Annotated in this window: 10 protein-coding genes; 4 read left to right on the forward strand and 6 right to left on the reverse strand. The window is 37.2% G+C overall.

Going from position 1 to position 14332, the window contains the following annotated elements; all coding sequences use genetic code 11:
* From AC1M9I_RS08330 to AC1M9I_RS08345, 4 genes are all read right to left on the reverse strand, one after another.
* The coding region (locus AC1M9I_RS08330) for an Ig-like domain-containing protein (protein WP_481610914.1) at positions 1-2365 on the reverse strand (2365 nt) is incomplete at its 3' end.
* A gap of 576 nt (positions 2366-2941) precedes the next feature.
* A complete protein-coding gene (locus tag AC1M9I_RS08335) occupies positions 2942-4441 on the reverse strand; it encodes a cation:proton antiporter (protein ID WP_481610915.1) in 1500 nt (499 codons plus the stop codon).
* Between the two features lie 203 nt (positions 4442-4644).
* On the reverse strand, positions 4645-5544 hold the full coding sequence (ypfJ, locus tag AC1M9I_RS08340) for a KPN_02809 family neutral zinc metallopeptidase (protein WP_481610086.1): 900 nt from the start codon (positions 5542-5544) through the stop codon (positions 4645-4647).
* 56 nt (positions 5545-5600) lie between these two features.
* Complete coding sequence (locus AC1M9I_RS08345; protein WP_481610916.1) at positions 5601-6524, reverse strand: DUF808 domain-containing protein; 924 nt, start codon at positions 6522-6524, stop codon at positions 5601-5603.
* Between the two features lie 202 nt (positions 6525-6726).
* Between AC1M9I_RS08345 and trpS the strand changes: the two genes are divergently transcribed.
* From trpS to AC1M9I_RS08365, 4 genes are all read left to right on the forward strand, one after another.
* A complete protein-coding gene (gene trpS / locus AC1M9I_RS08350; protein ID WP_092767023.1) occupies positions 6727-7740 on the forward strand; it encodes a tryptophan--tRNA ligase in 1014 nt (337 codons plus the stop codon).
* 386 nt (positions 7741-8126) lie between these two features.
* The gene (locus AC1M9I_RS08355; protein ID WP_481610917.1) at positions 8127-8765 is read left to right on the forward strand and encodes a YqiJ family protein; all 639 of its coding nucleotides are present in this window, start codon (positions 8127-8129) and stop codon (positions 8763-8765) included.
* 18 nt (positions 8766-8783) lie between these two features.
* Positions 8784-10490: a flotillin family protein gene (locus tag AC1M9I_RS08360; protein WP_481610918.1), complete on the forward strand. Its 1707-nt coding sequence runs from the start codon at positions 8784-8786 to the stop codon at positions 10488-10490.
* 179 nt (positions 10491-10669) lie between these two features.
* Positions 10670-11407 (forward strand): sulfite exporter TauE/SafE family protein, encoded by a 738-nt coding sequence (locus AC1M9I_RS08365; protein WP_481610919.1) that lies wholly within the window; start codon positions 10670-10672, stop codon positions 11405-11407.
* Positions 11408-11437: 30 nt separating this feature from the next.
* Here AC1M9I_RS08365 and AC1M9I_RS08370 read toward each other — a convergent pair whose 3' ends face one another.
* Positions 11438-12025 (reverse strand): 1-acyl-sn-glycerol-3-phosphate acyltransferase, encoded by a 588-nt coding sequence (locus AC1M9I_RS08370; protein ID WP_481610920.1) that lies wholly within the window; start codon positions 12023-12025, stop codon positions 11438-11440.
* Positions 12026-12219: 194 nt separating this feature from the next.
* The gene (locus tag AC1M9I_RS08375; RefSeq protein WP_035267987.1) at positions 12220-13821 is read right to left on the reverse strand and encodes an isocitrate lyase; all 1602 of its coding nucleotides are present in this window, start codon (positions 13819-13821) and stop codon (positions 12220-12222) included.
* Positions 13822-14332 lie beyond the last annotated feature (511 nt).

A 14332-nucleotide genomic window follows, 5' to 3' on the forward strand; every position in this document is an offset into this window, starting at 1 on the left:
CTGGCTCAGTCTTACCTGAGATTGTTGGTGTAGTATCGTTTGTTGGCTTAAGCTCATCGATGGTTAATTCAGGTGCTACTGTGTCAACCTCGAAGCTCTCTGGCTGAGATTCACCTGTGTTACCTGCTTGATCTGTCGCTTTTGCAACTACGTCATATTCGCCATCTGCCAATTCAACTGATGGTGTATATGTCCATGTATCACCTGTAACTGTCGCTGGACCTTCTGCAACAACTTGACCGTCTTTGTCTTTAACAACGACATTTACTGTTGTTCCTGGTTCAGTTGTACCTGTGATTTCTGGTGTTGTATCGTTTGTATCCGCAATTGGATCAATCGTTACATCGGTATCAGATGGTGCAGTTGTATCTACAGTTAATTTGCCATCCGCAGTTTCAGTAGCAGTATTACCCACCGCATCTTTCGCTTCAGCTTTAACTGTATATTCACCTTCTGGTAATTCTTCAGTCGGTGTGAACGTCCAGTTACCTTCAGGATCTACAGTCGCATCACCTGTTGCTACAGGGTTGCCATCTTTGTCTAAGATTTCAACTTTTACTGTTGCGCCTGGTTCAGTCTTACCATTAATTTCAGGAGTTGTATCACTAGTATCTTCTAGAGGATCGATTGTAATTTCTGGATCGATCGTATCAACTTCAACCGCAGTTTTAGCAGGTTGACTTACATTTCCTACCGCATCACGAGCTGAAGCCTCGACACTATATGTACCATCTGGTAACGCTTTAGATGGCTTATATGTCCAGCTACCATCAGCTGCAACATTCACAACTGCAGATTGAACAACCTTGCCAGCCGCATCCTTGATTTCAACACGTACTTGTGTTGCACCATCTTCAGTTTTACCTTTAAAGGTAGGCGCATCAATGTTCGTAAGTGGTAACTCTTCAATCGTTACTTTAGGTGGAGTAATATCCACAGTAAAGCTTGAAGTAGCGACTTTACTATTACCAGCCGCGTCATATGCTGTTGCTTCTAGTTTATAGTCACCTTCAGCTAATGTTACAGGTGATTTAAACTGCCATTTACCGTTGGTCACTGTAGCAGGACCTTCTGCGATAATCTTACCTGAACTATCGCGAATCACTACTTTTACGCTCTCACTATCTTTAGTGGTTCCCGTAAATGTAGGAGTTTGATTTTTAGTTGTATTCACTGGATTATTCTCCGATTCCGAAAGAGTATTTGCGATTGCAGCAATTGCAAAAGTTGATTGATTCGTTGCTGTATCCCAACCCTCAGGTTCAGGATCAGTAGGGATTGGATCGATGTCTATGTCTGGAGGAGTTAAGTCAACATTGAATTCTTGTTTTTCTTCTTCACCTTTATTTCCTGATTTATCAATAGGCGTTACGATAACTTCGTATTTACCTTCATCCAGGTTTTTCTCAGGTGTATATTCCCATTTACCATCTTTATCAACAGGAACAGTATCTTTATCAACCACGTTTCCATCTTTATCTTTAATTTCTATTTCGACATTAGATTCTGGCTCACCTTCACCTGATAGTTTAGGTGTTTCTGAGTTTGTTTCACCCTTATTTCCAATTTCATCAATAGTGATGTCTGATGGTGGGACAGTATCAAGCGTGATTGTCTTAATTGGTGATTTATCACTTTCTTGACCACTTACAGTTTGTGTGACAGAAAGCTCATAGATACCATCTTTTAAATCTTGATCAGGTGTAAAACTCCAATCACCATTAGACAATGCAACCGTCTCACCAATTAGTTCATCGCCATTATAGATTTTGATGATTGCACCAGGTTGAGCTCCAGAACCTTTGATTTCTGGACGAGCATCATTTGTTACACCACCATCAGCAACTTCACCAATATGCTCTGGCACATCATCAATGACGATTGGTGCATTTAATAATGCATTTGGCTTTGGCTGAGGGTTAGGTGTAGGATTAGAGTCAGAACCATTATCTGCGACTGCTGCAATTGCACCAGCTGCACCAGCACCAATTAACCAAGGGAGAATACCACCGATAAAATCATCGGAATAAAGAAGAGGTTCGATTTCTTCGATTGGGTAATACAGAATTGTTTCTGCAATTGAGCCATCTTCATTGGTAAATTTAACCCAATAAAGTTGACCACTTTCATCTTGGAATACGAGGCTGTTATCAGCAAATGAAGGATTGAAATAGTTTTCAATCACAATCACTTCACCATTACGCAAATTGATTAGAGCATTATTATTATCACGAGTGATTGAAGCTACATCATCTTTAGATACTTGAACGACAACTACAGAGTTTTCGTTAAGCCCCACTTGACTAGAGTTGACATTCTCTAATACCTGATGACTCTCTTTAGATATTACGGAGATATTAGCCATGGTAAATTCTCACTTATAAATTTTATTTTTATCGATCTTTCTACATCTAAGATACAAAAAAGATAGACACTATTATCTATAAGTGAGATTTATATCACATTTTTAAGATTTAATGCGAATAGATTTTGCGTCTTTTATCAGCTTTTTGTAACCGCTCATCCACAATAAAAATATATACTTTATTTACAAACACTTATGACAAAAGAATTAATATTTTTCTTACTTTTAGGATATTTCAGGTCACCAAATTTCAAAGGCTTACTTATCATAATTTCTGCTATATTTAGTTTAACTACATACGGTAACTTGTCCACCTAACATTTTAATGTTAGTAAACTAGTATACTTTTCATTTTATATTGAAAATTAATACTTACTTTTTAGTAAGTTAAGAAATAAATTTTGCTTTAAATATGATGTAATTTTCACATTTTAATTTTATATTTCATCGATAAAATTCTGCGTAACTGAATAAAATATTTAAACAATATCACTGTTATCTTCTGCATTGATCATGCTTAATTCATAAAAAAAAAGAGCAAGCACTATCATGCTTGCTTCAATTAAATATAATTTTTTAGAAATTTTCTGGATTTTCTAATTTTTTCACCTCTTCAGCTTTAGCTGGATGATGGACGATTGCCACACCATCATCAGAAGTCCGATCTAATATTACTTCAGGATTATAAATCGTAATAATCTCATTACCTTTACTATCTTCACCAACAATATATTTAAATCCTTTACGATTAAGCTTATTACATAATCGCTGATATAGTCCCTTTAAGCCCTCTTTTTCCTCATTAGGATTGTAATAGAAAGCATTCATGACTGCTGGCAAACCTAAACCACATACTACACCCGATAATAAAACAACAATAAAAGTATAACCAATCAAGATACTACTGTATTGCCTTAACTCTGGGACATTAGCAACCGCGAGAATTAGAGCCAATGAAATCCCTCCTCTTACTCCTCCCCATGATAAAATTGCTAGGCTACCGTTATAGCTTTTCTTACGAAACGATGGGAAGAATGCAAAAGCCAGATAGTTCGCAGCAAAACGAGAAATATGTAAAATTACAAATGCGATAATACCGCCAAGTATCATGCTGGCATTTAGATCAAGAATAAACAGCTCTAAACCAATTAAAGTAAATAAAAATGAATTAATGATGCCTTCGACTGTATGCCAAAAGTGATTTACTTCTTGGATTTCACGATTTTGTAAAATTTCTTTCCATTTATTACCAACAATAAGTCCACCAATCACACATGCGATTGGTGCTGATGCATGAGCAAATAAAGCAACCAAATATGAACCACAAGCCAGTAAAGCTGTCGTTAGGATTAATGATTCCATTTCATGCTTCCCGCGAAGCAATCGTAAAATCCCCCAACCAAATATCAAACCAATAATTACAGCTACCACAATTTCATAAAGGAGTGTTTGTAGTGTCAGCAACAGACTAAAATGCTCGCCTTCAAGTACATTCAACAACGTCATAAATACAGCAATACACATTGCATCATTGAAAAGTGATTCACCCTCCAATTTCACCATTAGATGATGTGGTGCACGTACAGAACTGAGTACCCCTTTGATTCCGATTGGATCTGTAGCACCTAAAGCAGAACCGAGTAATAAAAGTACGAGTATTGGTACAGGGTTACCAATCAAATATTGAAATCCAAATAATAATCCACCAAACAATGCTGCACACAAAACCAAAGCAATAGTGGCAAGAATACTAATTGGCTTCCAATATACTTTTAAATCAGACACTTTAAATTTCAATGCCGACGATGTAAGAATGAAGCAAATAACACCATTTACGAGAAAATCATAAAAATCAATATGACGGACTGCTTCTTCAATATTTGCCAAATTAATGGTGATAAAACGATTATCCCCTAATAAATTGGCAGCCCATTGCAGAATAAAGACAAAAATTGCTGAAACAATTGGCACCCCTATCGCTTGGGGAAAACCTAGAATTCGTTTATTGAATATGGTTGTGGCAATTGAGAGGGCAAAAACCACTGTAAATACTTGGAGAAAAAAAAAGTTGCCCATTTTGCACTCTATGATATGTTTTATTTAAATGAGATCATTTAAATTTTAAATGAAAAAACTATAGCCATTTATTTATTTTATATAAAGAATGTTTACTCGCAATCCCTTTTTTTAAAGATGTGTAGCCTTCCTAATAAATTATTCCATTAGCAGGCTACATGTATTAACTTTGCAAAAAAATCAATCGATTCTGCTTGGTAGATTTAGATTGAGGTATTGAATGTATCACATTGGTTCACATCACCTGTTTTCATGCCACGATCGAACCAATACATTCTTTGTTGGCTTGTGCCATGCGTAAAGCTATCAGGAACCACATGTCCTCTAGCCTTTTTCTGAAGATAATCATCACCAATCTTATGTGCGGCATCCATTGCCTCTTCAACATCACCTTGCTCCAAGAATTGAGTTCGTTGATGTGTATCTTTTGCCCACACCCCAGCTAGACAATCAGCTTGCAATTCCAAACGGACTGATAATTGGTTCCCTTGAGCTTCAGTAGCTCGTTGTCTAGCTTGTTGGACTTGAGTTGAAATACCTAAAAGATTTTGAATATGATGTCCGACTTCATGCGCAATCACATAAGCTTGTGCAAAGTCACCAGCAGCATTTTGTGTAGATAATTCTGATTGATTTCGTTCACCCGATATACCCATTTGCTGGCGCATATCTTTAAAAAAATCAGTATCAATATAGATTTTTTGGTCTGCAGGACAATAAAATGGCCCCATCGCTGACTGAGCTGTACCACAGCCTGAATTGACTACACCACTAAACATCACAAGTTTCGGTGCTTGGTATTGCATTCCCTGTTTTTGAAAAATGGTGGTCCATGTATCTTCAGTATCAGCAAGTACCGTACCAACAAATGCCGCTGTTTCTTGTTGCTCGGGTGTTGGGTTTTCAATCCCTATCGCTTGTTGTTGATTATTAGAAGTCACTTGTTTAGTTGCCTGATAGGCTTGTTGTGGATCAACCCCAAAAAATTTCCAAGCAACAAATGCAACAACTAAACCAAGAATACTAATTCCACCAGCTTTAGCCCCACCACCTCCACGGCGATCTTCTAAATTACTACTTACTCTCCGGCCTTTCCAACGCATAATCTCAGCCCTTTTTTAATCATATAACTTCTTATAATACGTTATTTCATCAAACTCTAAACTTTTCTAACGTTCCATAGTTTTTGTATTCCTGAAACAACGACCAAAACAATAAGTCCTGCAATAAAACCTATGACAAAGTTTAAGAGCGTCGGGGTTAAAGCACCGATGATACTGCCTACATTTGGAATATGTTCAATATAATCGACAGAATCTTCAGTAAAGTGATGAAATAATGGAATGGTATGATTAATAATACCGCCACCAACCAAGAACATCGCGATTGTTCCGACAATAGTTAGTGTCTTCATAAGTTTAGGCGCAAAAGCAAGTAAGCCCTGACCAATTCTTTGTTTCAATGTAGACGTTTGTTTGACGAGATAAAATCCCAAATCATCAATTTTAACAATCATAGCAACTAAACCATAAACACCTATCGTCATTAAAATTGCGATGACTGACAAGACTGCAACCTTTATTCCAAAAGTAGCTGCTGCAACTGTACCCAATGAAATCACGATAATTTCAGCAGATAAAATAAAGTCTGTTCGTATCGCGCCTTTGATTTTATCTTTCTCAAAAGTTGCTAGATCTATATTTAAGTTTTCGAGTTCTTTTTCGGCCTGTTCAGATGTTTTAGCTTTTTTATGGTGTAATGAGTGAATTACTTTTTCTACACCTTCATAACATAAAAATAATCCACCTAACATCAATAATGGATTTATAAGCCAAGGTGCAATCACACTAATTAATAATGCTAATGGAACCAAAATTAATTTATTAACAAATGAGCCTTTTGCAACAGACCAAACGACAGGCAATTCACGGTCGGCTTTCACACCACTAACTTGTTGAGCATTGAGTGCTAAGTCATCACCCAATACACCGGCCGTTTTTTTTGCAGCCATTTTACTCATCAGCGCAACATCATCAAGAATGGTGGCTATATCATCTAATAGCACCAATAAACTATTTGCCATTATTGTTATCCTTCTTTGTTTTTTGGAATTTTATTCTTCTATTTCAATTTATTCTGTATCAACATTATTAATACTATCTCAAATAAGGCGTTTTTAATTCGAATCTTTCGATGCTTTATGCTGACATAAAAAAAAATAATGCCGTACAATATTGCGAAATTTTAAAAATTCAGCCCTAGTGTTGATGACTTTGGTATAGAAAATGAGTAATCAAGATAATCGCCCTGTTATTTTGACAGGTGACCGTCCAACTGGACAACTTCATTTAGGCCACTTTGTCGGTTCTTTACGTTCACGAGTAGGTTTGCAAGATTCCCATCACCAACATCTATTATTGGCTGATGCACAAGCTTTTACAGACAATGCTGATAACTTCGAAAAAGTTAGACGTAATATTATTGAAGTTGCAACTGACTATCTCGCTGTTGGGATCGACCCGACAAAAACAACAATTTGCGTTCAATCAAGCTTGCCAGCTTTGAATGAGCTGACCATGCTTTATTTAAACTTTGTCACAGTTTCAAGACTAGAACGAAATCCTACGATTAAGTCTGAAATACAAATGCGTGGGTTCGAGCGTGACATCCCAGCTGGATTCTTATGCTATCCAGTTGCTCAAGCAGCTGATATCACTGCTTTTAAAGCATCGATTGTGCCCGTGGGTGAAGACCAAATTCCAATGATTGAACAAACAAATGAAATTGTTCGTCGTTTAAATCGTCAGATTGGTCAAGAGCTTTTGCCTGAATGTAAGGCACTGCTATCGAATGTTGGTCGATTACCAGGATTTGATGGTAAAGCTAAAATGTCTAAATCATTGGGCAATACAATTGTTTTAGATGCTTCTGATAAAGACATTAAAAAAGCTGTAAATGCTATGTATACAGATCCTAATCATCTTCGTATTGAAGATCCAGGTCAGGTGGAAGGTAATGTTGTATTTACTTATTTAGATGCTTTCGATCCAAATCCAGAAGAAGTAGCAGAGCTTAAAGATCACTATCGTCGTGGTGGTTTAGGTGATGGTACAGTCAAAAAACGCCTTGAAGGTGTTCTAAAAGAGTTGATCACGCCTATTCGTGAACGTCGAATGGAGCTTGCTAAGGATCCTGATTATATTATGGATATCTTAAAAACTGGTACTGACAAATGTCGTGATATTACGCAAGCAACATTGGATGAAGTTAAAGCTGGATTAGGTGTTTTTAAATTTTAATCCCTAAAAAATAAGTAAACTTAAAGCCGCATCACATTGCGGCTTTTTTATGGCTATTTATTAGCCTATTTAAAATTAACCTTCAATTAAACTTATTAACGTAATCTTACACGTTTTAACTCGACTACCAATGAGTTGCTAAATGAAATTGAATATCATTTAATTACTGTTATGAATACCCCCAAAATTCATAACATTTCTCCTTAACCGAAACTGTGTAAGCAGATTCGTTGTTCTGCGCAGTGATCACCCCAATCACTGCGTATTTTTTTATGTTGAATCCATTCAAAATGAAATCAATATTATATAATTGATAATTACGTCACTTTATTTTATTATTGTGATTAAAATTTGATAAAAATTCTAATATCTATAAGAGACTACCCATGTGGGACATGTTTATAAATCCGTCGAACCTATTCTTCAGTATTAGTATCTGCTTGATGTTTTTTATAGGCATTCTTGAAGTCTTTCTATTAATAACAGGTCTCAGTAGTCAAGGATTTTTAGAGCAATTTCTGCCTAGTTCATTAGATTCTTCTCCTGAAATGATCGTTGACCATCAATCCAGTATTTGGATTCAATTTTTAGATTGGCTTTATCTTGGACGTATTCCTGTATTAATTTGGCTGATTATCTTTCTCACGACCTTTTCAATTGTTGGCTTCTTAGCTCAATCTATCATCCATCATATATTTGGATCATTTTTAACAATCTGGCTCATTACTCCACTGGTACTTGTGGTCTGTATGCCATTCGTACGGCTATTCTCAAGATGGATGGCAAAGATCATCCCTAAAGATGAAACCACAGCAATTCATAGCGACGATTTAATTGGACTTCGAGCAGAAATCATTTTAGGCACTGCTCGTTTGCACTATCCTGCGCAAGCAAAACTCAAAGATCGCTTTGGTCAAACACATTACATTTTAGTCGAACCTGAAGCTGACGAAATATTCGTACAAGGTCAGCAAGTCATACTTACACAACGTAGTCTCAAAGGCTTTCAAGCCATTTCACAATAAATCAACTTAGAGAAAAAAATGTTTAGTTCAAGTTTTTATCAAATTATTATAATTGCAGGACTTATTCTCATTGCGCTGGTTGTCATCGGAACCATTATTGCACGACTATATAAACGCTCAAGCAAGGAAGTTTCATTTGTCAGAACTGGTTTTGGTGGGGAAAAAGTTATATTGGGAGGTGGTGCAATTGTACTTCCTGTTTTACATGAAGTCATTCCTGTCAATATGAATACCCTTCGCTTAGAAGTTAAACGTGCAGCTGATCAAGCCTTGATTACGCGTGATCGAATGCGTGTAGATGTGATGGCTGAGTTCTATGTTCGTGTTAAGCCAACAGCTGAATCGATTGCTACCGCGGCACAAACTTTGGGTCAAAAAACCATGTCACCAAATGAATTAAAAGATTTGGTTGAAGGTAAATTTGTAGATTCCCTGCGTGCAGTAGCAGCAGAAATGGCTATGGAAGAGTTACATGAAAAACGTGTCGACTTCGTTCAGAAAGTTCAACAAGTTGTTTCAGAAGATCTGTTCAAAAATGGTTTAGAACTCGAAACTGTATCTTTAACAGGTCTTGATCAAACCAGCTTTAAATTTTTTAATCCACAAAATGCATTTGATGCAGAAGGTTTAACAAAATTAACAGAAACTATTGAAGATCGTCGAAAAAAACGTAACGATATTGAACAAGATGCTGACTTAGCCATTAAAGCGAAAAATTTAGAAGCTGAACAAGCACGCCTTCAAATCCTGCGTGAAGAAGAATACGCAAAGATGCAACAAGAGCGTGAAATTTCGATTCGAAAAGCTGAACAACTTGCTGAAATTGCAACACAAGAAGCTGCCAAAAAGCGTGAGGCAGAAGAAGCCCAAATCGCTGCAGAACGTGAAATTGAATTAAAACGTATTTCAGCTGCACGTGATGTCGAAAATCAAAATATTCAAAAAGCTCAAATTATTGAACAAGCGCAAGTAGAACAAAAGAAAACCATTGAACTTGCGGAACAAGATCGCGCAATCGCGATTGCCGAGAAATCTCGTGCTGAATCTGAAGCCAAGGCACTTGCTGACCAAGCTCGTGCGCAAGCAGTGAAAGCCGAAGAAGAAGTTGTGACTGTTCGTGAAACACAGCGAGCTGAGCGTATTAAAGCGGTTGAACTTGTTGCTGCAAAACAGGCTGCAGAAACTGATGCTATTTCAATTACTGTGGCTGCCGAGGCATCAAAACAAGCTGCTGTAGATGAGGCTGAAGCTGTGCGTACTGCGGCTGAAGCAGAAGCAGAAAAAGTTCGCCTAAAAGCTAAAGGTGAAGCTGATGCTAAAATTCTTTTGGCTCAAGCTTTAGAAAAACAATACCAAGTCGATGCTGAAGGGACACGCGCAGTCAATGAAGCAAATAATATTTTGTCAAGTGAACAAGTTGAGATGCAAATTCGTTTGGCACTTTTGAAGTATTTGCCTGAAATCATCCGCGAAAGTGTTAAACCAATGGAAAATATCGATGATATCAAGATATTACAAGTGAATGGTCTTGGTGGCATTACTGGCGCCACAACTTCAGCTGATCAAGCAGATCAATCACAATCCGTTGCACTTTCAGATCAAGTGGTGAATAGCGCACTCAGATATCGTTCGCAAGCCCCTCTTATTGACAGCTTAATGAGTGAACTCGGTATTCAGGGTGGAGACATCAACGGTCTAACACAAAACCTAAAACCTAAAACCTAAAACCAATTAATGATAAAAGCCCTGATTTTCAGGGCTTTTATTCGCTTTGCTGCTAGCTATTGCTGTTCTTATTATTTTTAAGATAACAAATATTATTTTAGGATTGATCAGTTTTCCTTATCCAACGATCTCATGCATTTTTCTTTTACTCCTGCTTTAGCAATTGATGCAGTCACCTTATGACGTTATGTATCTTTATTCTAGGCGCAATTTTTGCTGGATTTATTCAAGGACTCACAGGTTTTGCCTTCGCTCTCATTGCGATGTCTTTTTGGGTATGGATTCTACCGCCTCAGATCACCGCCCCCTTGGTCGTTTGTGCATCACTATGGTGTCATATCATTTCAATGTATAAAGAACCAAGAACCTTTATAAAGCCTTCTATCGTTTGGGTCTATATTATCGCTGGCTTAATTGGAGTACCTTTGGGTACTTTTTTGCTTCATTATATCAATGCAGACACGTTCAAATTACTACTTGGGATATTTTTATTAATTTGGTGTCCACTCATGTTCTTTAATCCGCAACTACATTGCTTAAAAGATACCAGACTCAGGATGGACGGCTTGATTGGTTTTTTGGGTGGAATTTTAGGTGGGCTCGGTGGATTCTGTGGTGCAATTCCCTCGGCTTGGGTGATGCTTAAACAACTTCCTAAACATGAGCAACGCAACATTCTTCGACATTTTAATTTTGCCATCCAACTGTTTACTTTGATCATCTATTTATTTAACCAGACCATTAACGTGAGTCACTTGTCTTATTTGTGGATTTTGATCTTTGCAGTTAGCCTACCTACGATCATTGGTGCAAAAATTTTTTATCAAATATCTGAGCAAAAATTTAAATCGATTGTCTTAACTTTATTGTTTTTTTCAGGCTTTATTTTAACCTTAAACGCAATTTTCTTGTATTAAAAAGGCAGATTGTTCTGCCTTCTCCATATATCAATTGTTGTGCGAATATCTTTGGTCAACACTAAATTTTTCCGGGAATTTAGCTGAAATCTTTGAATAAAATTCCATAATTTCTGCCATATCCACTTCTATATCTCCAGTAGGATAAATAATTTTACCTACACCGCATTTTTTTTGACTGTAATCCATATATGCTAAAGCGATTGGAACATTCGCTGTAATTGCCACATGGTAAAAACCCGTTTTCCATTTTTCTTGTTTTGACCTTGTTCCCTCGGGCGTCACCAACATGACCAATTTTGGATGATCTTTAAAAAGATCTGCCATTAATTGCACCATGCTTGGTCTTTCCTCTCCCTCTTTCTTTGGTCGGCGATTAATTCCGATCCCTCCCATAGCCCGGACAAAAGGACCAAATGGAAACTTCATATAGCTGTCTTTAATTGTAATTCTGACATTTACACCTAAAGCTTTGAGCGCTAATCGCGCGTATAAAGCATCCCAGTTACTGGTGTGTGGTGCAGCAATCATGACACATTGGTCTAAATCTAAGGGCCAATGGTTATCAATTTCCCAACCTAATGCATTTAAACTCTGTTCAGCAAATTTTTCAAACATATAAATATACAAATGTAAATTTTCGGGATTGTAACAGCTTTGGCATTACTTTTATTCAAAATATGTATTAGGTTTTACTACCGCTTTTTTTCTATCTATACATCAATTCAATTGACTCATGTATTTAGTTAAATAATTTCATTAACAATAAAAAAACCCTGCTTACGCAGGGTTTTTTTGAATCAGTTCAGTGCTTATGCAGAGAATTGGTTCATTGTATTTTTCGCATCGTCACCCGCTTTAAGCGCGTTGTCGCCAGCGAAGATTTCTTTATGGTCATCACCGATGTCTGAACCAGCCATTGCTTGGTGTTTAACACAAGCGATACCGCCACGAATTTCTTTACGTTGTACACCAGCAACATAAGCCAACATACCTTCAGAACCGAAGTAACCTTCTGCAAGCTCATGTGTAGAAAGCGCAGCAGTGTGGTAAGTCGGAAGTGTAATCAAGTGATGGAATACACCTGCTTCACGAGAAGCATCAGCTTGGAACGTACGGATCTTCGCATCAGCATCAGCAGCTAATTCAGTATTGTCATACTCAGCGCTCATTAACTTAGCACGGTCGTAAGCAGATACGTCTTTACCTTCAGCAACCCAACGGTCGTAAGCTTGTTGACGGAAGTTTAACGTCCAGTTGAATGATGGTGAGTTGTTATAAACAAGTTTTGCATTTGGCACAACTTCACGTACACGGTTCACCATGTGAGCGATTTCTTCAACGTTTGGCGTTGCAGTTTCGATCCAAAGAAGGTCAGCACCGTTCTGTAAGCTTGTTACACAGTCAAGTACAACACGGTCAATTTGAGTACCTTCACGGAATTGATATAGACCAGAAGCTAAACGCTTAGGACGGTGTAATTTACCATCACGTTTGATTAGGATTTCGTCTTCTTGCGCTTCTGAAATATCAATTTCAGTAGTGTCTAAGTAGCTGATGTATTGAGAAGCGATATCGCCTGGCTCTTTAACCACTGGGATTTTTTGAGTCAAGTCAGCGCCTTCAGAGTCAGTACGTGCAACGATGATACCGTCGTCAAGACCCATTTCTAAGAATGCATAGCGAAGTGCATGGATTTTCGCAATGAAGTCTTCGTGTGGAACAGTTACTTTACCTGCTTGGTGACCACATTGTTTCGCGTCAGAAACTTGGTTTTCGATTTGAAGTGCACATGCACCCGCTTCGATCATTTTCTTCGCAAGTAAGTAAGTTGCTTCTTCGTTACCGAAACCAGCATCGATGTCGGCAATAATTGGCACAACGTGAGTTTGGAAGTTGTCGATTTGTGAAGTGATTTCAGCAGCTTTAGCAGTATCACCCGCTTCTTGCGCTTTTTTAAGTGCACGGAATAAGTCGTTTAATTCTTTTGCGTCTGCTTGACGTAAGAATGTGTAGATTTCTTCGATCAATGCAGGAACTGAAGTTTTTTCGTGCATAGATTGGTCAGGAAGTGGACCAAACTCAGAACGAAGTGCAGCAACCATCCAACCAGAAAGGTAGATGTAACGGCGTTCAGTAGTGCCGAAGTATTTTTTGTTCGCAATCATTTTTTGTTGTGCGATGAAACCATGCCAGCAACCCAAAGATTGAGTATATTTGCTAGAATCAGCATCATAAGCAGCCATATCACGACGCATAATCGCAGCTGTGTATTTCGCAATATCTAAACCAGTTTTGAAACGGTTTTGAAGTTGCATACGTGCAGCATCTTCAGGACTGATGTCTGCCCAAGTGTTGCCGAATTTTGCTTTTAATTCGCGGATTGCATCAATCGCTGTTTGGTATGTAGTCATGATATTTTACCCTGTATATAATTTTAGGATTTATCAATCGAAGGACTAAATCTACTCGGTATTAATTGTTCAGATTTAGAGCGCTTCGTTGCTATAGACTTAGCTTAGATTGACTCTAGAAATTAATCCAATATTTTCGTTTAATTCTCAGTATTTATTTAAAAAATATGTAGATTAAAGTCGTAATATAAATGAAATACCATTCTATAAATTATTGATTTTAATAAAATTTATAAAATAAATATTTGTACACTTTTAACACAATTTGAGTGATTCTTATTCATTAGACTTAAGTATCAAGCTCACAATTACGTTTAATTTTTCTTCAAACATCTTTATATTTTAACCTTCAATTGACTTTTCTGACAGAGCATCGTTATTAAACTGTTAGTTTTAAATGAATATTTTTTAAACTGTGAACCATATTGATGGAATTACCAATAAAGCATTTAAATTGAGATAAACCTAAAGACAATTTAGAACATAGCATGGTAATTTCAAAAACAACTAA

This window comes from Acinetobacter sp. ANC_7553 (genome assembly GCF_056779895.1).

What these genes read in the sequence shown, in the direction of transcription:
- AC1M9I_RS08335 (WP_481610915.1), bottom strand. Translation starts at nt 4,441, where the DNA reads ATGGGCAACTTTTTTTTTCTCCAAGTATTTACAGTGGTTTTTGCCCTC.
- ypfJ (WP_481610086.1), bottom strand. Translation starts at nt 5,544, where the DNA reads ATGCGTTGGAAAGGCCGGAGAGTAAGTAGTAATTTAGAAGATCGCCGT.
- AC1M9I_RS08345 (WP_481610916.1), bottom strand. Translation starts at nt 6,524, where the DNA reads ATGGCAAATAGTTTATTGGTGCTATTAGATGATATAGCCACCATTCTT.
- trpS (WP_092767023.1), top strand. Translation starts at nt 6,727, where the DNA reads ATGAGTAATCAAGATAATCGCCCTGTTATTTTGACAGGTGACCGTCCA.
- AC1M9I_RS08355 (WP_481610917.1), top strand. Translation starts at nt 8,127, where the DNA reads ATGTGGGACATGTTTATAAATCCGTCGAACCTATTCTTCAGTATTAGT.
- AC1M9I_RS08360 (WP_481610918.1), top strand. Translation starts at nt 8,784, where the DNA reads ATGTTTAGTTCAAGTTTTTATCAAATTATTATAATTGCAGGACTTATT.
- AC1M9I_RS08365 (WP_481610919.1), top strand. Translation starts at nt 10,670, where the DNA reads ATGACGTTATGTATCTTTATTCTAGGCGCAATTTTTGCTGGATTTATT.
- AC1M9I_RS08370 (WP_481610920.1), bottom strand. Translation starts at nt 12,025, where the DNA reads ATGTTTGAAAAATTTGCTGAACAGAGTTTAAATGCATTAGGTTGGGAA.
- AC1M9I_RS08375 (WP_035267987.1), bottom strand. Translation starts at nt 13,821, where the DNA reads ATGACTACATACCAAACAGCGATTGATGCAATCCGCGAATTAAAAGCA.